This is a genomic window from Streptomyces sp. URMC 124, assembly GCF_051386455.1.
GTDB lineage: Bacteria > Actinomycetota > Actinomycetes > Streptomycetales > Streptomycetaceae > Streptomyces.
Window position 1 is genome coordinate 23,317 of sequence record NZ_JBPQTS010000050.1, and the last position, 18,115, is coordinate 41,431.

An 18,115-nucleotide genomic window follows, 5' to 3' on the forward strand; every position below is an offset into this window, starting at 1 on the left:
GGCGGCCGAGCCGACCTGCTGAGAGCGGATACCTGACGTCGTGAGCACCCAACACGCCCGGCCGGAGCACCACCCCGGCACCGCCGACGAGCCCCCGGGCCCGCCGCCCGCCGAGGAGGCCCCGCCCGCGGACGCCGCCCCGGACGCCGTCCTGGAGGCCGCCCCGGAGGAGGAAGAAGAGCAGAGCCCGCAGGACCTCTCGCCCGAACGGCGGCAACGGGCCCGCGCCCTGCTGCGCGGCGCCCTGCGGCCGCACTGGGCCACGATCGGCGCGGCCATGGCCGCCGCCGGAGTCCGGCAGCTCGCCTTCCTCGCGGTCCCGTGGTGCATCCAGAAGGCGCTGGACGACGGCGTCACGGCCAAGGACACCCACGCGCTCGTGGTGTGGGCGGCCGCGACGCTGTGCGCCGCCGCCGTCCAGTTCGCCGGGCTCTACGGCTGGCAGTACTGGGCCGGTTCCGCCGACGCCAAGGTGGGAGCCGACCTGCGCTCCCGGCTCCTGCGGCACCTGGCCGGTCTCGACCGGGCCGCGCTCGCCTCCCGGGGCCACGGCGACCTGGCCATGCGCGCCGGCCGGGACACCGACATGGTGCGCGAGTGGGTGCACGGCCTGGCCGTCTGGGTCGTGCTGGCCACCACCTTCGCCGGCGTCCTGACCGGCATGGGCGTGCTCGACGTGTCGCTGCTGCTGGTGACGCTGGGGATGCTGCCGTTCCTGATCTGGGTCAACCTCTCCTTCCCGCGCCGCTTCGGGGCGGCCAGCGGTGCGCTGGCCGAGGCGCACGGCGTCCGCGCCGAGGCCGTCGCCGACCTCCTCCAGCTCGGTACGGGCCTGCGTGGCACGGGCGGTCACCGGCCGCTCGTGGCCCGGCACGCCGCGGCCAGCGCCGCCGTCACCGACCGCACCGTCAAGGCGGCCCGGATCGAGGCCTCCTGGGCGTCCGTCGCCCCCTTCGTGCCGCGGATGGCCGTGGCCGTCGGCGTGGGCTTCGGCGGGCTCGCGGTCCTCGACGGGCGGCTGACCATCGGTGGCCTGGTCGCCTTCACGTCCTGGATGGCCGGCATCACCCTCGCCACCCGGGTCCTGGTCGACCGGCTCCTCGCCCGCGGGCAGGCCGACGTGGCCGCCGCCCGCATCGACGAGGCGCTGTCCATCGAAGCCGGCGTCACCGACCCGGCCGCGCCGGTCGCCCTCTCTGCGGGCGGCGACCTGGAGCTCTCGGGCGTCAGCGCGGTGCGCGACGGCGTGACCGTCCTCGCGCCGATCGACCTGACCGTACGGGCGGGGGAGTTCGTCGCCGTGAGCGGCGCCACCGGCTCCGGCAAGAGCACCCTGCTGCGGCTGCCCGTCCGGCTCGACGACCCGGACACGGGCACCGTCCGCTACGGCGGCACGGACCTGCGGAAGGCCGCCCTGGACGACATCCGCGGCCGGATCGCGTACGTCGCCCAGCGGCCGCTGCTGCTGTCCGGCACGGTCGCCGAGAACCTGCGGCTCGGCCGCGACCTGCAGGACGACGCCCTGCGCACCGCGTGCGAAACCGCCGGCATCCACGACCAGATCGCCGCGATGCCCGACGGCTACGACACCGAGCTCGGCGAGAGCGGCACCGCCCTGTCGGGCGGTCAGGTGCAGCGGCTGGCCATCGCCCGCGCGCTGCTCGGCGAGCCGGAGGTGCTGATCCTGGACGACTCGACGTCCGCGCTGGACACGACCACCGAACGGCTGGTCCTGGACCGCCTGCGAACGTGGGCGAACGGCCGCACGATCGTCTTCGCCACGCACCGCGCGGCGGTCCTGGAGTCGGCCGACCGCGTCGTCACGCTGTCGGCCGTGCCCCGCGCGGACACCGCCGCCTCCACCGGCAAGAACCCCCGCCCGTCCGATACCGAGCCCGGCTCCGGCATCACCTCTGCCCATGGCGTGGGCGCCGCCCCCCGTCCGGCAGATGCCGTCCCCGCCGCCGGCGTCGCCCGTCCGGCCGACGCCGGCCCCGGCACCGCCGCAGGCGATACCGACGCCGACGCCGACGCGGAATCCCGCTCCGGCAACACCACCGGCACCGGCCCCCGCCCGGCGTCTTCTGAGGCCGATGCCGGCGTCGGCAGTGACTCCCGCGCTGTCCCGGCTTCCCCCGATGCCGACGCCGGCACCGTCAGTGACTCCGGCATCGTTCCGGCGTCTCCCGATGCCGATGCCGATGCCGGCACCGGCTGTGGCTCCCGCGCCGTCCCCGCGTCCCCCGACGCCGATGCCCGCCCTGGCAAGGGCACCGCACCCACCCCCGTCACCACCCCGGAGGGCCCCCGTGGCTGAGCCGGTTCTGCTCGACGAGCAGCCCGACGAGCGGCGCGTGCTGCGCCGTGCCGCTCCCCATCTGCGCCCGCACCGGCGTGCGCTCGCCGTCGCCGTCGTGGTCGGGCTGGCCGACTCGGCCGCGCTGGTGGCCGTCGCCCCGCTCATCGGGCGGGCGACGGACGCCCTGCTCGACCGGGACCGCGGCGGGCTGCTGACCGCCGCCGTGGTCCTCGTCCTCCTCGCGGTGCTCCAGCTGGGCCTCGCCCGCGCCGGCGAACTGCTCCTGGCGAAGGCCGGCGAGAACGTCGTGCGCAGCCTGCGCGAGAAGTGCGTGGAGAACCTGGCGGCGGCGCCGCTGCGGTTCCTGGAGTCGCACCGCACCGGCGACCTGCTGCGCCGCACGACGGGCGAGGTGGCCGCGCTGGCCTCCTTCGTGCGCATGCACCTGCGCAGGCTGGTCTCGGCGACGGCCACGCTCCTGTTCACCCTCGTCGTGCTCTTCGGCTACTCGTGGCAGCTGGCGCTGGTGCAACTGGCCGTCTTCGTGCCGCTGACGCTGCTGGTGATGCGCTGGTTCCAGCGGTCCGCGCCGCGCGCGTTCGGCGGGAAGGCGGCGGCGGAGGCGACGGTCGCGGCGACGTTCACCGAGACCCTGACGGTGCGGGAGGCGCTGCAGAGCGCCCGCGGACTGCCCGGCTGGCTGCGCCGGTTCGACCGGGAGAACGCCGTGGCCGTCGGTGCGGCCCGGCGCGCGATCCGGGTGGAGAACCGCATCGACCTGGTCGGTCTGATCGAGGGGTTCGCCCTGGTCGTGCTGCTGCTGGTGGGCGGCTGGTCCGTCTCGCGCGGGGCGATGGGCGTCGGCACGGTCGTCGTCTTCGTCCTGGCGAGCCGTAACCTCTTCGACTCGTTCTCGGACATCTCGCAGCTCGTGGGCGAGGTGCAGACGGCGCGTACGGGCCTGGCCCGGCTGCTGGACCTGCTGGCGGCCACCGACCGGGCCGCCGCGCACGAGCCCGCTGCGGACGGGGTCGCCGACGAGCTTCCCCTGCGCGGCGCACTCGACTGCGAGGACCTCGGCTACTCCTACCGCGACGGTACGGACGTGCTGCACGGCGTCTCGCTGAGCTTCCCGGTGGGCGACCGCAGCGGCGTGGTCGGCGAGACCGGTTCGGGCAAGACGACGCTGTCGAAGCTGCTGTGCGGCCTGTATGCGCCCGACCGGGGCGTGGTGCGCTTCGCGGGCGTCGACCTGCGGGAGATCCCGGAGGCGGAGCTGCGCCGGCGCGTGGTGCTGGTGCCGCAGGAGGTCCGCATGGTGACGGGCACGGTGGCCGCGAACCTGGAGCTGGTGCACAGCGCGCCGGGGCGGCCCGAGATGGAACGGGCCGTGGCCGAGCTGGGACTTCGGGAGTGGGTCCGCGATCTGGGCGGTCTCGACGCGGAGGTGGGCGTGCGCGGCTCGCGCCTGTCGGCGGGGGAGCGGCAGATCGTCGGGCTGCTGAGGGCGGCCCTGGCCGATCCGGCGGTGCTCGTCCTGGACGAGGCGACCGCCGACATCGACCCGGTGACGGCGGGCCGGCTGGAGCACGCCCTGGACGGTATGCGCGGCGACCGCACGATCATCGTCGTCGCGCACCGGCCGGCCACCATCGCCCGGTTGCCGCGGGTGATCGCGCTGGACGGCGGCCGGGTGGCCGGAACGATGGCCAATACACAATGAGTTAGGTTAGGGTTGCCTAAGTTCGGTTCGGGGGGTGCTCTCCGGCCGTCCACGTGAAGCCCGGTGGCCCTCGCGCGCCCGCGCGGGGGCCACCGCGACGCGGTGCCGGTCCCGCGGCACACCCCGGCCAGATTGGGATGATCGATGACCATTGAGACGCTCCCGCCGCGCATGCGCATCGTCCGCCACCCCCTCAAGTACCGCCTGCTGGAGGTGCGCAGGGTCGACCGGCTCACCCCCTCCACCGTGCGGGTGACGTTCGGCGGCCCCGCGCTGGAGGGCTTCTGCGAGCAGGCGCCGACCGACCACGTGAAGCTCTGCTTCGCCGAACCGGGCGCCGAGCTGCCGGTCGAGCCGGTCATCCGCAACGACACCTGGATGGACGCCCCCGTGGAGCCCATCACCCGCGACTACACCGTCCGTCACTACCGCCGCGAGGCGCAGGAACTGGACGTCGACATGGTCCTGCACGGCGACGGCGTGGGCTCCGCCTGGGCCGCGCGGGCGGAGCCGGGCATGCGGCTCGGCGTCCTCGGCCCCCGCGGCTCCGAGATCCTGCCGATGGTCCACGACTGGTACCTGCTGGCCGCCGAGGAGACCGCCCTGCCCGCGCTCGGCCGCTGGCTGGAGATGCTGCCCGCGGGCGTACGCGTCCTCGCCTTCGCCGAGGTGCCCGGGCCGCAGGACGAGCAGGAGTTCACCACCGCCGCCGACTGCACCCTGACCTGGCTGCACCGCGGGGACGCCCCGGCCGGCACGAGCGACCTGCTGGAACGGGCCATCCGTCACGCCGAACTTCCCGCAGGCGGGCTGGGCTACGCCTGGGTCGCCGGTGAGGCCGGCACCCTCAAGCCCATCCGCCGCTACCTGCGCCGCGAGCTCGGCATGGCCAAGGAGCAGGTGGACATCGACGGTTACTGGAAGCGCGGCGTGGAGAACCACGACCACCACGCGGACGAAGAGCACGAGCACGCGTGAGCGCCACCGCCCCTCCCACCACCACCGACGGCCCCCACCCCGTGCAGCACGCCGCGGGCGAGGGGCGGCCCCCGGCCCGCCGCGCGTGCTGAGCATCGGCATCGGCGCCAAGACGATCCCGCCCGGCGACGTCCTGCACGCCCTCCTGCACCCCGACCCCGGCAACGACGACTGGATCGTCGTCCGCACCTCCCGGCTGCCGCGCAGCCTCCTCGGCATCGGCGTCGGCATCGCCCTCGGCCTGTCGGGCGCGCTCATGCAGGCGCTCACGCGCAACCCGCTCGCCGACCCGGGCCTCCTCGGCGTCAACGCAGGCGCCGCTGCCGCCGTCGCCGCCGCGACCGCCCTGCTGGACCTCGGCAGCTTCCACGCCTACGTGTGGTGCGCGCTGCTGGGCGCGGCCCTCGCCGCCGCGGCCGTCCACCTGCTGGGCACCCGCGGCCGCTCCCGGGCCACCCCCGTGCGCCTCGCCCTCGCGGGCACCGCCGTCACCGCCGTCCTCACCGCGGTCGTCAACGGCCTGATCCTGCTCGACCCGCTCACCCTCAACCGCTTCCGGTTCTGGCAGATCGGCACCCTCGGCGGCGTGGACGGCGCCCTGATCCGCCAAGTGCTGCCGTTCCTCGCCGCGGGCACGCTGCTGGCCGCACTGCTGGCCCGGCCGCTGAACGCCGTCGCCCTGGGAGACGACACCGCCCGCGCGCTCGGCGCCCACCCGGGCCGCACTCAGTTCGCCACCATGCTCGCCATCACCCTGCTGTGCGGAGCCGCCACCGCCGCCGTCGGCCCGATCGCCTTCGTCGGCCTGGCCGTGCCGCACGCCGCGCGGCTGATCGCCGGCCCCGACCAGCGCTGGGTCCTGCCCTACAGCGCCGTCCTCGCCGCCGCGCTGCTGCTCGCCGCCGACATCCTCGGGCGCGTCGTGCTGCGCCCGCAGGAGCTGGAGGCCGGAGTGGTCACCGCGTTCCTCGGGGCGCCCCTGTTCATCGCACTCGTCCGCCGCAAGAGGATCAGCGAACTGTGACCAGCCGTACCCCGCTTGCGCACCCCCGCCCGGCCGAACAGCCGCCGGGTACCCCTGTGCGGACGACGCGCCTGCGCACCCTGCGCCTGTCGCCGCCCGGCCGCCCCGCCCTCTCCGTGCGCTGGGACCCGCGCTCCGCCGCCGTCTGCCTCGGCCTGCTCCTGGCGGCGGCCGCCACCGGCGTATGGACGCTCACCACGGGCGACTTCCCCATCCCCGTGCCCGACGTCCTGCGCGTCCTCGCCGGCGACGGCAACCCCGCGCACACGTACATCGTCCAGGAGCTGCGGCTGCCGCGGTTGCTGACGGCCCTTCTGGTCGGCGCCGCCCTCGGCCTGTCCGGTGCGCTCTTCCAGAGCGTCGCCCGCAACCCGCTCGGCAGCCCCGACGTCATCGGCTTCACCGTCGGCTCCGCCACCGGCGCCCTCGTCACCCTCCTCGTGCTGGGCGCGGGCACCGCCTCGGTCGCCGCCGGTTCGGTCACCGGCTGCGCGCTCACCGGCGCCGCCGTCCACCTGCTCGCCCGGCAGCGCGGCGCCGCCACCTTCCGGCTCGTCCTCGTCGGCATCGGCGTGAGCGCACTGCTCTCCTCGGCCAACGCCTACCTGATCGCGAAGGCGTCCTTCACCGACGCGCAGAGCGCCCAGGTCTGGCTCACCGGCAGCCTCAACGGCCGCGGCTGGCAGCACGTGAGCACGATGGCCGCGGCCCTCGCCGTCCTCGCCCCCGCGGCCCTGCTCCTGGCCCGGCCGCTGCGCATGCTGGAGATGGGCGAGGACACGGCGTCGGCGCTGGGCGTACGGGTGGAGCGGGTCAAGGCCGGGGCGCTCGTCGCCGGCCTGGGGCTCACCGCCCTGGCCACGGCCGTCGCGGGGCCCGTACCGTTCGTCGCCCTCGTGGCGCCCCAGGTGGTGCGCCGGCTCACCCGCGCCCCGGGCCCCGGCCTCGCCCCGTCGGCCGTCCTGGGCGCCCTGCTGCTGACGGCCGGTGACCTGGCCGCACAGCGGATGCTGGCCCCCACGCAGCTTCCCGTGGGGGTCCTGACCGGGGTCCTGGGCGGCTGCTACCTCGTGTACGTGCTCGCGCGGCAGTGGCGCGCGGGCCAGGGCTGAACGGGAGCGCCCTCCTCGGGGAGCGCGGACCCGGGCAGGGGGCGGGCGAAGACGCGGGAGCCGCGGGCGGGATCGAGGGCCGCCACCCACGTGCGCGGCGCCCGCGCGGGGTCCGTCTCGCGGAAGCCGCTGCGGAGGAAGGCCTCGCCGCCTCCGGTCGTCGCCGCGAACACCTCGGTCACCGACCGGTCGGAGGCGTCCAGCAGCAGCGCCGTCAGCAGCCGCGAGCCGACGCCGCGACGCCGGCGGTCGGGACGCACACAGAAGTTGTGCAGCACTCCCGCCGGTCCGGTGGCCGCCGGCCCGGCACCGGGGAACGTGCGCAGGGCCACGCAGCCTTCGAGAGCCCCGTGGGCGTCCTCCGCCACGAAGAACTCGGCGAACCGGGCCGCGTAGACGTGCGGGGTGCGGCGGCGCAGCGCGCCGGTCCCCATGGCGGGTTCCGACAGCGCGTACAGCCCGGGTGCGTCGGCGGCCCGTGCTCTTCGCACGCCTCCGGGCGCCGGGAGGACCGGACGGTCCTCTCCCGTACGGACCGCCAGCGGACCCAGCCTCATAGAGGGCTCCCGGTTCTCACGTTCACCTGCAGAAAGTGAGGTTAGCCTAACCTAACTAAATCTTGGTCTCCGGGGAGGGGAGGCAGCCGGTTCAGCCGGTTTAGCCGGGAGAAGTCCGGGCACCCGACGGATTCCAGCCACGCCGACCATCAGGAGGCACGAACGATGGACCGGGGAAGCAGCAAGCACGGCGCCAAGCGGGACGACGAGCTGAAGAAGGAAGTGGCGGAGCTGACCCGCTCGGGCCGGCCCACCCGGACCGAGGAGTGGCGCGACGCCGAACCCCTCACCCCGGAGGAGCCGGGCACGGAACGGGGGGAAGCGGGCGCCCCCGGCGGGCGGTAGGCGCGGCCGGCCGCCGGGGCCCGGCGCCTAAAGGACCTCGTGCGCCGTGCGCCGGTACGTGGAGCGGCGCTCGTCGATGGCGGGCCAGCGGTCGCCGTAGACGTTCCGCGTGATGCCCGGCTCCCGCAGGAACTCGTGCGGGAACCCCAGCGGCACCGCGCTCACCTCGTCCAGCCGCGCCACGGCGCCGGCGTCGAGCCGCACGTCCACCGAGGCCAGGTTGTCGGCCAGCTGGCTCTCCTTGGTGGCCGCGACGATCGGGACGACGTTGCCCGGCCGGCCGCGCAGCCACGCCAGCGCCACCTGCGCCGGGCTCCAGCCGCCCTGCTCGGCGACCTCCAGGACCGCGGTGACGATCGCGTCCTCCCGGGCCCCCGACGAGCCCTGCTCGCCCTCCGCGGTCAGCCTTCCCGACTCGCCGCGGCGGTACTTGCCGGTCAGCTTGCCGGCCGCCAGCGGGCTCCACGCCAGCACCGCCAGGTCGAAGGCGCGGGCCTGCGGCAGCAGTTCGCGCTCGGGCGTGCGGTCCAGCAGGTGGTAGCGCAGCTGCGAACCCGCGAAGGCCGTCCAGCCGCGCAGCTCGGCGAGCGTGTTCGCCTGCGCGATCTCCCACGCCGGCCAGTCGGAGACGCCGACGTAGAGCACCTTCCCGCTGCGCACGACGTCGTCCAGGGCCCGCATCACCTCCTCGACGGGCGTGAAGTTGTCCCGCGCGTGCACCCACAGCACGTCCACGTAGTCCGTGCGCAGCCGGCGCAGGCTCGCCTCCACCGACTGCACCAGGTTCTTGCGGTGGTTGCCCGCGGCGTTCACGTCTCCCGGCGCGGTGGCGCAGCTGTACTTCGTGGCCAGCACGAAGCGTTCCCGGCGGCCTTCCAGCAGCTCGCCGAGGATGCGCTCCGAGGTGCCGTCGGTGTAGATGTCGGCGGTGTCGACGAAATTGCCGCCCGCGTCCGCGTAGGCGTCGACGATGCGCCGGCTGGTGTCCTTGCCGGTGCCCCAGCCCCAGTCGCCGCCGATGGTCATGGCCCCCAGGGCCAGCTCGCTGACCCGCAGGCCGGTCCTGCCGAACAGTGTGTAACGCATGAAGTACCCCTTCGGTCCGGTGATGGCGGTCCGGTCGTGGGCCCGACGCTACGAGCTGGAGCGCGCTCCACCGCAAACTCCGCGGTGGCGCGGCGCGGTGGTCCGCCTCGCCCATGGCGGCGAGCTCCGCCGCCGACGCGGTCTACGGACGAGGCGCGGACGGCAATGCCCCCCGTATCGCGGGCAGCGACAGCATCACGGCCACCGCCGCGAGCTGCCAGAGCGCACCGAATCCCAGCACCCCCGACGTGCCCACGAAAACCGAGAGCGGCCCCGCGGCGGCCAGCCCGACCGGGCCGAGCGCGAACGCCCCGAACGCGCCGTAGGCACTGACCCGGGCGAGCGTGCCGGGCGCCACCTGACGCTGCGTCGCGGTCGCGTAGAGCGTGCCGCAGACCGCCGAGCCGGCACCGGCGGCCAGCGCACCGGCGCATATCCACGGCAACGGCTGCCCCGTCGCCAGAGCGGCGGAGGGCAGCGACCAGCCCACCGTGGCGGACGTCGCCACGAGCAGGGGACGGCGCGGCCGGCGGCCCAGCACGGCCAGGCCACCGGCCATCGCCCCCGCCCCGTACAGCGCCATGACCAGCCCCCACGACGCCGCGCCGCCCAGCCGCCGCTCGGCGACGACCGGGCCCAGCACCAGCAGCGGTCCCCAGACGAACAGGTTGAACAGGCACACGTGCGCCGTGGTCACCCACAGCCAGGTCCGTGAGCGGAACTCCGCCCACCCTTCCCGGAGTTCGGCGAGGAACGGCGCCCGTGCGGCTGCCTTCCGCTCCGGGCCGGGCAGCAGGGCCAGGGCGGCGGCGCTCACCGCGTAGCTGGCGGCGTCGAGCGCGAGCACGCAGGACGGCCCGGCCGCCGCCGTCAGCACGCCCGCGAGCGCAGGGCCCGCCACGGCCGTCGCCGAACGCGCCACGCCCAGCAGCGCGTTGGCGTCCGACAGCGACTCGTCACGGGCCATGCGCGGCACGTACGCCTCCAGCGCCGGCGTGAAGAGCGCCTCCGCCGCACCCCACAGGGCCACGAGGACCAGCAGGGTGCCGAGCCCCGGCATCCCGCCCAGCAGGGCCAGAGCCAGCCCGGCCTGCGTCAGGCAGCGCAGGGCGTCCGCGGCCAGCATCACCTGACGACTGCCCAGCCGGTCGGAGACGACGCCGCCCGCCAACAGGACGAGCACGAGCGGCACGATCCGCGCCGAGAGGACCAGCCCCAGCTCGGGACCCCCGCCGCCGGCCCGCAGAACGGCGAAGGACAGGGCGATCGAGGCCATGGACGACCCCAGCAGCGAGGTGACGTAGCCGGTGAAGAAGAGACGGAAGTGCCGCTCCCGCAGCACCGCCGCCGGACGGATATCGAGTGACATGCGGGCAGAGTGCAGGGCGCGCGGCGGGACACGCCAGGACATCGCGAAATGAAGTTGAGCCGTGCAGTGTCAACTTATGCTGGGCACAAGCCCGCATCGGTTCGCATTTACTGCGGTGAGTGAGAGGGGGGGCCTCCTTGAACCGTCCGGTGGAGTACGCCGTCGCCGTCGAGCGATACCTCGCCGCCTCCGGCCTGGGTGCCGGTTCCCGGCGCGTGTACGGCATCGCCCTGGCGACCTGGTCCTGGGCCCTGGTGGAACGCACGCCGCCCCCGGGCGCAGTCCGCCGCAAAGCAGTCCCCCCGTCCGTACCGCTCGCCCTGCTGGAGGCCCCGCAGACCCCTGCCCGCCTGCGCGAAGCCTTCGCCGCCCGGTCGGCCACGGTCGGCGCCCGCACCGCCAACCGCGAGCTGTCCGCCCTGGGCAGTGCCGTCGCCTGGTGGTGCGCCCGCGGCTGGCTGGCCGCCGACCCCACCGCCGGACTGCGCCCCCTGCCCGTGCCGAAACCGCGCGACGCGTCGGCGGGACTCCGCCCGCACGAGGTCCGGGCCGTCCTCGCACTCCCCGCCCCGCTGCGCGAACAGGCCTTCTGGCACCTGCTGCACGAGACCCGCGCCCCCATCGAACGCCTTCTCGCCCTCGACGTCGACGACCTGGACCTCCCCGGCCGTCGCACCAGGAGCCGCACGGCCCCGGTGCTGCGCTGGAGCGACGGCGCGGCGCGGCTGCTGCCGCTGCTGACCCTCGGGCGCGTCGGCGGACCGCTGTTCACGACCGCACGCGGCCGCCTCTCCTACCGCCGCGCCGCGGAGACCTTCACGGCCGCCACCCGCCCCCTCGATCCCAACGGGCGGGGCTGGACGCTGCGGCGGCTGCAGGGGGCGGGCGGCTCCGGGAGGCCTTAGCGGAAGCGGTGCGCGTGCGGTGACGCGGCGCGGCCCGGACCGGCGCGCCGCCCTGCTGCGAAAACCCGTTGCCCGCCTGCCCCCGCCGCCGCGACGATCGGGTCATGACCTCACGCCGCGCCCTTCCGCCGCTGCCGTCCGTCACCGCCGTCCCCGTGCGTGGCCGACAGCAGCAGGCCGGGGCCGCGGAGAGGCCGACGCCCTTCCCGGCGTGAGCGGCGCGCTGGTCGCGGGGCTCGTCGCCGGGTTCGGCATCGCCGTGCCGGTCGGCGCCGTCGGGGCCTATCTCGTCGCCCTGTCCTCCCGGGTGCCGTGGCGGACCGGGGCGTGCGCCGCTCTGGGCGTCGCCACGGCCGACGGCCTCTACGCGCTGATCGCGGTGGCGGGCGGCGCGGCACTCGCCCCGGCCGTCCAGGCGGCCGAGACGCCGCTGCGCCGGGCCTCCGCGCTCGTCCTCCTGGCACTCGCCGCCCGCACCGGTGTCACCGCCGTCGCCCGGTACCGCGGGCGTCAGCCGTCCGGCCGAGCCGGCGGGACCCCGCCCGGGCCGCTCCGCGCGTACGTCACGCTGCTGGGCGTCACCCTGCTGAACCCCGCCACCGTCGTGTACTTCACGGCCCTCGTGCTCGGCGCCCGCGCCACGGCCGCCACGGCCACTCGCCCGGACGAGACGGTCTTCGTCCTGGCCGCGTTCGTCGCGTCCGCCGGCTGGCAGCTGCTGCTCGCGGGCGGCGGCACGGTCCTCGGACGGTTCCTGGCGGGCCCGCGCGGGCGGCTCGGCACGGCCCTGCTGTCCACGGCCCTCGTCGCCGCCCTGGCCGTACGCCTGCTGGTCACGGGCCCGTGAGGCTGCGGTTGCGGACCCGGTGGGCCCGGCACAGGGTGGATTCCGGGAAACCCCCGTTCACCGCACAGACAGGGAGGCCCGGTCATGGGCAAAGGCAAGGCGAAGGCCAAGCAGGTCAAGGGCAAGCTGAAGGAGACCGCGGGCGACGTGACGGGCAACCGGCGCATGGAGGCCGAGGGCCGTGCCGAGAAGGTCTCGGGCAAGGCCCAGGACGCCGCGGAGAAAGCCAGGAAGAACCTGCGCGACCGCTGAGCGCGCCCAGGCGCCTGCAGCACCCGAAGGACGGGCCGGAGCGACCGGCCCGTCCTTCACTGTGCCCGCGCCGCGCCTACGCCCCGCGCCGTTCCCATGCCGCGCGCGGTGCCCGCGCCTTCGCCCGTCACGCCAGCGGCTGCTCCGCCCAGATCACCTTGCCCTCCGGCGTGTAGCGCGTCCCCCAGCGCTCCGCCAGCTGGGCGACGAGGAACAGGCCGCGGCCGCCCTCGTCCTCCGCGGCGGCGTAGCGCAGGTGGGGTGAGGTGCTGCTGCCGTCGGCGACCTCGCAGATCAGGGCGCGGTCGCGCACGAGGCGGACGCGGACCGGGCCCGAGGCGTGGCGGATGGCGTTGGTGACCAGTTCGCTCAGGATCAGCTCGGTGGTGAACGCGGCTTCGTCCAGACCCCACTCGGTCAGCTGCCGGGTGACGTCGGCGCGGGCGCGCGCGACGACCGCGGGGTCGGAGGGCAGCTCCCACTCGGCGGTCCGGTCGGGGTCGAGGCAGCGGGTGCGGGCGACGAGCAGGGCGATGTCGTCGCGCTGCCGGGCCGGGAGCAGGGCGTCGAGCACGTCCTCGCAGGTCTCGTCCGGCGTCCGCCCGGGCCGGGAGAGCGTGGAGGTGAGGATGGCGAGCCCGGCGTCGATGTCCCGCTTGCGGTCCTCGATGAGCCCGTCGGTGTAGAGGACGAGGCTGCTGCCCTCGCGCAGCCGCAGCTCCCCGGCCTCGAAGGGCAGCCCGCCCAGGCCCAGCGGCGGCCCGGCGGGGAGCTCGGGGTACTCCACCCTGCCCCCGGGGTGGACGACGGCCGGCAGCGGGTGGCCGGCCCGCGCCATGGCGCAGACGCCGGTCGCCGGGTCGTAGATCGCGTACAGGCAGGTCGCGCCCGCGATCGCGTCCTCTCCGCCCATCCCCGCGGACTCCAGGTCGATGCGGCCGACCAGCTCGTCGAGGTGTCCGAGGAGCTCGTCGGGCGGCAGGTCCAGGGCGGAGAAGTTCTGCACGGCGGTGCGCAGGCGGCCCATCGTGGCGGCGGCGTGCAGGCCGTGGCCGACGACGTCGCCGACGACCAGCGCCACCCGGGCCCCCGGCAGCGGGATCACGTCGAACCAGTCGCCGCCCACCCCGGCCTGGGCCGGCAGGTAGCGGTAGGCGACGTCGAGGGCGTTCTGCTCGGGCAGGCCGCGCGGCAGCAGGCTGTGCTGCAGCGTTACGGCCATGGCGTGCTCGCGCGTGAAGCGCCGGGCGTTGTCGATGCACACGGCGGCCCGCGCCGCCAGCTCCTCGGCCAGGGACAGGTCGTCCTCTTCGAAGGTGGGGCTGTCCCCCGCCCGCCAGAAGTTGGCGATGCCCATCAGCACGCCGCGCGCCTTGAGCGGCACGGTGATGAGGGAGTGGAAGCCGTAGTCCAGTATCGCCTGCGTCCGTTCGACGTCCTGGGTGCGCCAGCCGGAGGACGCCGCCAGGTCCGCTACGAGGACGGCGTGCCCGCTGACGAACCCCGTCGCCTGCGGGGTGGGCGAGGCGAACCGGTGCAGCTCGCCCGCCCGGTACAGCGGATGGTCGTCGCTGACGCCGCTGAGCGCCACCCGCCGCAGCTCGGGCGCGTCGCTGCCGACGCCCGCGCGCGGCTCGTCGCCGCGCAGGACGGGCTCGGCCAGGTCGACGGTGGCGTAGTCGGTGAACCGGGGCGCGGCCACCTGCGTGAGCTCCTCGGCGGTGCGCTGGACGTCGAGGGTCGTCCCGACGTCCACGCTCGCGTCGTACAGCAGCTTCAGCCGCTCGCGCGCGGCCTCGGCCTTGCCCGCGAGGGCGCGCAGCTCGGTGGAGTCCCGCAGGGTCGCCACGCTGCCCGGCGGCCCGCCCCGGCGGTCGGTGGGACGGTTGTTCACGGCCAGCAGCCGGTCCCCGACGGGCAGCACCACGTCGTTGGCGACGCGCCGGGACCCCAGCAGCTCGGCCATCCGGGGCTCCAGGTCGAGCTCGGCGACGGCCCGCCCCTCCACGTCCTGCGGCAGGCCCAGGAGCCGGCGCGCCTCGTCGTTGGCGAGCATCACCCGGCCGTCGTCGCCGACGATCACGACGCCCTCGCGCACCGCGTGCAGGACCGCGTCGTGGTGTTCGTACATCCGGGTCATCTCGGCCGGGCCGAGGCCGTGCGTCTGGCGCTGCAGACGTCTGCTGACCAGGGCCGCACCGCCCGTGGCCAGGGCCAGCGCGGCGCCGCCGGCGGCGAGCACGAGCGGCAGCTGCCGGTCGACCGCGCTGCTCACGGAGCTGACCTTCACCCCGGAGGAGACGAGGCCGACGACGGTGCCGTGGTCGTCCTGCACGGGCACGACGGCCTGCACTTCCTCGCCGAGGGGGCCGTGGACGCTCTCGATGGTGACGTGGCCGGCCTGCGAGGGGGCGATGGTGCCGATGAACTGCTTGCCGATGAGCTCGGGCCGGGGGTGCGTGTAGCGCTTGCCGTTGCGGTCGGTCACGACGACGAAGTCGACGCCCGCCTCCTTGCGGGCGGCCTCGGTCAGCGGCTGGAGCACCTTGCTGGGGTCCGGGCTCCGCAGGGTCGCCACCAGCCCGGGGCTGTGGGCGAACGACTGCGCGGCGGCGAGCGATCGGTCGCGCGCCGCCTGGAACCTGTCGCTCCGCGCCTGGAGCACCAACGTGACCACCGCGGCGACGACGAGCAGCAGGACGATCAGCAGCTGCAGCAGGAACATCTGACCGGCGACGCTGCGGCTGCGCACCATCGACCGGAGACGTCCGGCCGACGGCCCTCGCGAGCCGTTGCGCGACTGCCCCGGCTCACGCGTGCTGTCTCGGCGCCGACCGGTGAACCAGCGGCCCGAGGGCCCCGAGGAGCGGTCCCGGTTTCGGGCCATATCCCATGTCTACCCCGCTCTCTTCCGCAGCGCGAACGGGAGCCGCAGCCGGGCGGCCCCTTCCGGCCGCCGAAGGGGGCCCGGGAGGCGCCGGGGCCACCCTCCGGACCCGCCGCCGGACCAGCTCGGGCCCGGGCCTCAGGCCGTGGCGATGGCCGGGTCGCTCACTCCACTCTCGCCGGTCTCGACGTGCCCGGCGAAGCGGCGCAGGAAGGTCCCGTCGGCGTCCGAGACCACACTCAGGTCGTACCAGCGCTTGCTGCGGCGCAGGTCCACCGCGTGGACCAGCCGGCCGCCCGCGCGTACCGTGAAGGTCTCGCTCTTCCCACCGTACGCGTCGGTGACCGTCAGGTGGCAGTCGGTGGTGCCCGCGTTCGTCATCGTCAGGCTGACACCGCCCGTGCGGGCGTCGTGGCGCGCGGTCACCTCCGGGCCGGCGGCCTTGCCGGGCCCGCGGAAGGTGCGCAGGAAGCCGTTCGGGCCGAAGACCGACAGGTCGTAGACGCCCTTCGAGTACGCCGTGTTCCAGGTGTCGGAGAGCTGCTTGCCCGCTCCGGCCGTGTACGTCCACGGGCCGTCCGTGCGGTTCGCGGACGTGACGGTGAAGCACACGCCCGCGGCTTCCCCTGCGCCGAAGGTGAGGGTGAAGCGCCCGGTCGACGGGGCCGCGGCCCCGTCCACCAGCGGGGCGTACGGCAGCGGGCGCGCCGGCCGCGACCCCTTCTCCTGCTTGGGCAGGGAGGAGCCGGACGGCGGCTTCGGGACGTAGTCCGGGTGCCTCTTGCGGTCCGGCGGCTCGTAGGCCGCGGTGCCGGGCAGCGCGGCGGGCCGCGCGTCCGCGAGGCGGAAGTCGAAGGCCGAGGTCAGGTCGCCGCAGACGGCCCGCCGCCACGGCGAGATGTTCGGCTCGCGCACCCCGAAGCGGCGCTCCATGAAGCGGATGACGGAGGTGTGGTCGAAGACCTCCGAGCACACGAAGCCGCCCGTGCTCCAGGGGGAGACCACGAGCATGGGCACGCGCTGGCCCAGGCCGTAGGGCCCGGCGCCGTAGCGGGCGTTCCCGGCGAAGACGTCGAGCGAGGCGTCCGCGGTGGAGGCGCCCCGGTCGGCGGAGGCGGGTGGGAACGGCGGCAGGACGTGGTCGAAGTAGCCGTCGTTCTCGTCGTACGTGATGAACAGGGCCGTTCTGCTCCACACCTCGGGGTTGGAGGTCAGGGCGTCCAGGACCCGCGAGATGTACCAGGCGCCGTAGTTGACCGGCCAGTTCGGGTGTTCCGAGAAGGCCTCGGGCGCCGCGATCCAGGAGATCTGCGGCAGTTTGCCGGCCTTGACGTCGGCCTTGAGGACGTCGAAGTAACCGTCGCCCTTCTTGACGTTCGTGCCGGTGCGCGCCTTCTCGTAGAGGGGGGTGCCGGGCTTGGCGTTGCGGTAGTTGTTGAAGTAGAGCAGGGAGTTGTCGCCGTAGTTGCCGCGGTAGGCGTCCTCGATCCAGCCCCAGGAGCCGGCCTTGTCCAGGCCGTCGCCCTCGTCCTGGTAGATCTTCCACGAGACGCCGGCTTTCTCCAGCCGCTCGGGGTAGGTCGTCCAGTCGTATCCGGCCTCCTCGTTGCCGAGGACCGGCCCGCCGCCCTTGCCGTCGTTGCCCGTGTGGCCGGTCCACAGGTAGTAGCGGTTGGGGTCGGTGGCCCCGATGAACGAGCAGTGGTAGGCGTCGCACACGGTGAACGCGTCGGCGAGCGCGTAGTGGAAGGGGATGTCCTGACGTGTCAGGTAGGCCATCGTGCCCGTGCCCTTGGCGGGCAGCCACTGGTCGTACCGGCCGTTGTTCCAGGCCTTGTGCCCGCCCGCCCAGTCGTGGTTGAGGCCCGCGATGAACTGCATGCCGAGGTTCTCGGCGTCCGGGTGGTAGGGCGGCACCTCCTTGGACCCGTCCGACTGGTACCACACCGGCTTGCCGCTCGGCAGGGACACCGGGCGGGGGTCGCCGAAGCCGCGTACGCCCTTCAGTGTGCCGAAGTAGTGGTCGAAGGAACGATTCTCCTGCATCAGGACGACGATGTGCTCGACGTCCTGGATCGTGCCGGTGCTGCGGTGCGCGGGGATGGCGCCGGCACGGTCGATGCTGCTCGACAGGGCCGCGTAACTCGCGGTCGCGCCGGCGATCTGGAGGAATCGCCGCCGGTTCAGTTCAGGCATGGAAGTGAGGACCTCTTGGGAGTCGGGACGGGAAGCCGGGTGTTCCAAGAGCAGCGAGCGCCGGGGAAGGGGCCGTGTCGCCGGTGTGACGGGGGGCGGTACGCGAGGCGAACGTAGCGGACGACACGGGAGATGGGGAGCCTCTGCGACGGGGGAGTCTCCTGCTCCTCTACCGCGCCCCGTCGCGCGCGCGTTCTTCTGCGCGCCGGAAACTGCCCTTCCAGTCGCTCAGCGAGCGGGGTCCCCGAACCTGCTTGTCGGAGCGGGTCCCGTCGGCGACTTCGATGAGGGCGTATTGGTTTCCGGAGAAGATCCAGTACTGGTTGCGGTTGTCGGGTGTTTGCATGACGGCGTCGATGCGCTGTGGAGTTCCTGTGAGTCCTTCGAGGCTCGTCCAGTTGGTGAGCGGGCGGGGTCCGGTGATCTGTTTGTCGGAGTGGCTTCCGTCGGCGACTTCGATGAGGGCGTATTGGTTTCCGGAGAAGATCCAGTACTGGTTGCGGTTGTCGGGTGTTTGCATGACGGCGTCGATGCG

15 protein-coding genes are annotated in these 18,115 nt (G+C 74.6%); 9 read left to right on the forward strand and 6 right to left on the reverse strand.

Translation table 11 applies throughout. The annotated features are described in order from the left end of the window. Nucleotides 1-40 precede the first annotated feature (40 nt). The 5 genes from ACSNOG_RS13410 (at nucleotide 41) to ACSNOG_RS13430 (ending at nucleotide 7,136) form a co-directional block, all read left to right on the forward strand. Nucleotides 41-2,317 carry an ATP-binding cassette domain-containing protein gene (locus tag ACSNOG_RS13410; RefSeq protein WP_436752851.1) on the forward strand — a complete coding sequence of 759 codons (2,277 nt, stop codon included), beginning with the start codon at nucleotides 41-43 and terminating at the stop codon, nucleotides 2,315-2,317. Beyond that, the gene (locus ACSNOG_RS13415) at nucleotides 2,310-4,022 is read left to right on the forward strand and encodes an ABC transporter ATP-binding protein (protein ID WP_436752852.1); all 1,713 of its coding nucleotides are present in this window, start codon (nucleotides 2,310-2,312) and stop codon (nucleotides 4,020-4,022) included. Before ACSNOG_RS13410 ends, ACSNOG_RS13415 begins: the two co-directional genes overlap by 8 nt. 144 nt (nucleotides 4,023-4,166) lie before the next feature. Next, a complete protein-coding gene (locus tag ACSNOG_RS13420; RefSeq protein ID WP_436752853.1) occupies nucleotides 4,167-5,000 on the forward strand; it encodes a siderophore-interacting protein in 834 nt (277 codons plus the stop codon). A gap of 85 nt (nucleotides 5,001-5,085) precedes the next feature. Then, the gene (locus ACSNOG_RS13425) at nucleotides 5,086-6,024 is read left to right on the forward strand and encodes a FecCD family ABC transporter permease (protein ID WP_436752854.1); all 939 of its coding nucleotides are present in this window, start codon (nucleotides 5,086-5,088) and stop codon (nucleotides 6,022-6,024) included. Beyond that, complete coding sequence (locus ACSNOG_RS13430) at nucleotides 6,021-7,136, forward strand: FecCD family ABC transporter permease (protein WP_436752855.1); 1,116 nt, start codon at nucleotides 6,021-6,023, stop codon at nucleotides 7,134-7,136. The genes ACSNOG_RS13425 and ACSNOG_RS13430 overlap by 4 nt, the downstream gene beginning before the upstream one ends. On the opposite strand, the gene ACSNOG_RS13435 is transcribed toward ACSNOG_RS13430, so the two are convergent. Next, nucleotides 7,088-7,693, reverse strand: coding sequence for a GNAT family N-acetyltransferase (locus tag ACSNOG_RS13435; protein WP_436752856.1), 606 nt, complete (start codon nucleotides 7,691-7,693; stop codon nucleotides 7,088-7,090). The two genes, ACSNOG_RS13430 and ACSNOG_RS13435, sit on opposite strands and share 49 nt — an antisense overlap. Before the next feature lie 165 nt (nucleotides 7,694-7,858). Here ACSNOG_RS13435 and ACSNOG_RS13440 point away from each other — a divergent pair, with 165 nt between their 5' ends. Next, entirely contained in the window at nucleotides 7,859-8,038 is a 180-nt protein-coding gene (locus ACSNOG_RS13440; RefSeq protein WP_436752857.1) for a hypothetical protein, read from the forward strand. Between the two features lie 27 nt (nucleotides 8,039-8,065). Here the strand turns inward: ACSNOG_RS13440 and ACSNOG_RS13445 are convergent, their stop codons facing one another. Both ACSNOG_RS13445 and ACSNOG_RS13450 read right to left on the reverse strand, forming a co-directional pair. Next, nucleotides 8,066-9,124 carry an aldo/keto reductase gene (locus ACSNOG_RS13445; protein ID WP_436752858.1) on the reverse strand — a complete coding sequence of 353 codons (1,059 nt, stop codon included), beginning with the start codon at nucleotides 9,122-9,124 and terminating at the stop codon, nucleotides 8,066-8,068. Nucleotides 9,125-9,266: 142 nt separating this feature from the next. Next, nucleotides 9,267-10,493: an MFS transporter gene (locus tag ACSNOG_RS13450; RefSeq protein ID WP_436752859.1), complete on the reverse strand. Its 1,227-nt coding sequence runs from the start codon at nucleotides 10,491-10,493 to the stop codon at nucleotides 9,267-9,269. A 137-nt stretch (nucleotides 10,494-10,630) separates the two neighbouring features. Between ACSNOG_RS13450 and ACSNOG_RS13455 the strand changes: the two genes are divergently transcribed. The 3 genes from ACSNOG_RS13455 (at nucleotide 10,631) to ACSNOG_RS13465 (ending at nucleotide 12,497) form a co-directional block, all read left to right on the forward strand. Further along, entirely contained in the window at nucleotides 10,631-11,398 is a 768-nt protein-coding gene (locus ACSNOG_RS13455; RefSeq protein ID WP_436752860.1) for a hypothetical protein, read from the forward strand. Nucleotides 11,399-11,609: 211 nt separating this feature from the next. Then, nucleotides 11,610-12,245 carry a LysE family transporter gene (locus ACSNOG_RS13460; protein WP_436752861.1) on the forward strand — a complete coding sequence of 212 codons (636 nt, stop codon included), beginning with the start codon at nucleotides 11,610-11,612 and terminating at the stop codon, nucleotides 12,243-12,245. 84 nt (nucleotides 12,246-12,329) lie between these two features. Continuing rightward, nucleotides 12,330-12,497 (forward strand): CsbD family protein, encoded by a 168-nt coding sequence (locus tag ACSNOG_RS13465; RefSeq protein WP_436752862.1) that lies wholly within the window; start codon nucleotides 12,330-12,332, stop codon nucleotides 12,495-12,497. 127 nt (nucleotides 12,498-12,624) lie between these two features. Here the strand turns inward: ACSNOG_RS13465 and ACSNOG_RS13470 are convergent, their stop codons facing one another. The 3 genes from ACSNOG_RS13470 to ACSNOG_RS13480 all read right to left on the reverse strand — a co-directional run. Beyond that, nucleotides 12,625-15,252 carry a SpoIIE family protein phosphatase gene (locus tag ACSNOG_RS13470; protein ID WP_436752863.1) on the reverse strand — a complete coding sequence of 876 codons (2,628 nt, stop codon included), beginning with the start codon at nucleotides 15,250-15,252 and terminating at the stop codon, nucleotides 12,625-12,627. A gap of 270 nt (nucleotides 15,253-15,522) precedes the next feature. Beyond that, the gene (locus tag ACSNOG_RS13475; RefSeq protein ID WP_436752864.1) at nucleotides 15,523-17,580 is read right to left on the reverse strand and encodes a phosphocholine-specific phospholipase C; all 2,058 of its coding nucleotides are present in this window, start codon (nucleotides 17,578-17,580) and stop codon (nucleotides 15,523-15,525) included. Between the two features lie 169 nt (nucleotides 17,581-17,749). Then, nucleotides 17,750-18,115, reverse strand: a 366-nt coding sequence (locus ACSNOG_RS13480; protein WP_436752865.1) for a hypothetical protein, incomplete at its 5' end; no start/stop codon positions are given.

Coding starts and splice junctions, on each gene's coding strand:
- ACSNOG_RS13420 (WP_436752853.1), top strand. CDS start 4,167: ATGACCATTGAGACGCTCCCGCCGCGCATGCGCATCGTCCGCCACCCC.
- ACSNOG_RS13435 (WP_436752856.1), bottom strand. CDS start 7,693: ATGAGGCTGGGTCCGCTGGCGGTCCGTACGGGAGAGGACCGTCCGGTC.
- ACSNOG_RS13440 (WP_436752857.1), top strand. CDS start 7,859: ATGGACCGGGGAAGCAGCAAGCACGGCGCCAAGCGGGACGACGAGCTG.
- ACSNOG_RS13445 (WP_436752858.1), bottom strand. CDS start 9,124: ATGCGTTACACACTGTTCGGCAGGACCGGCCTGCGGGTCAGCGAGCTG.
- ACSNOG_RS13450 (WP_436752859.1), bottom strand. CDS start 10,493: ATGTCACTCGATATCCGTCCGGCGGCGGTGCTGCGGGAGCGGCACTTC.
- ACSNOG_RS13465 (WP_436752862.1), top strand. CDS start 12,330: ATGGGCAAAGGCAAGGCGAAGGCCAAGCAGGTCAAGGGCAAGCTGAAG.
- ACSNOG_RS13470 (WP_436752863.1), bottom strand. CDS start 15,252: ATGGTGCGCAGCCGCAGCGTCGCCGGTCAGATGTTCCTGCTGCAGCTG.
- ACSNOG_RS13475 (WP_436752864.1), bottom strand. CDS start 17,580: ATGCCTGAACTGAACCGGCGGCGATTCCTCCAGATCGCCGGCGCGACC.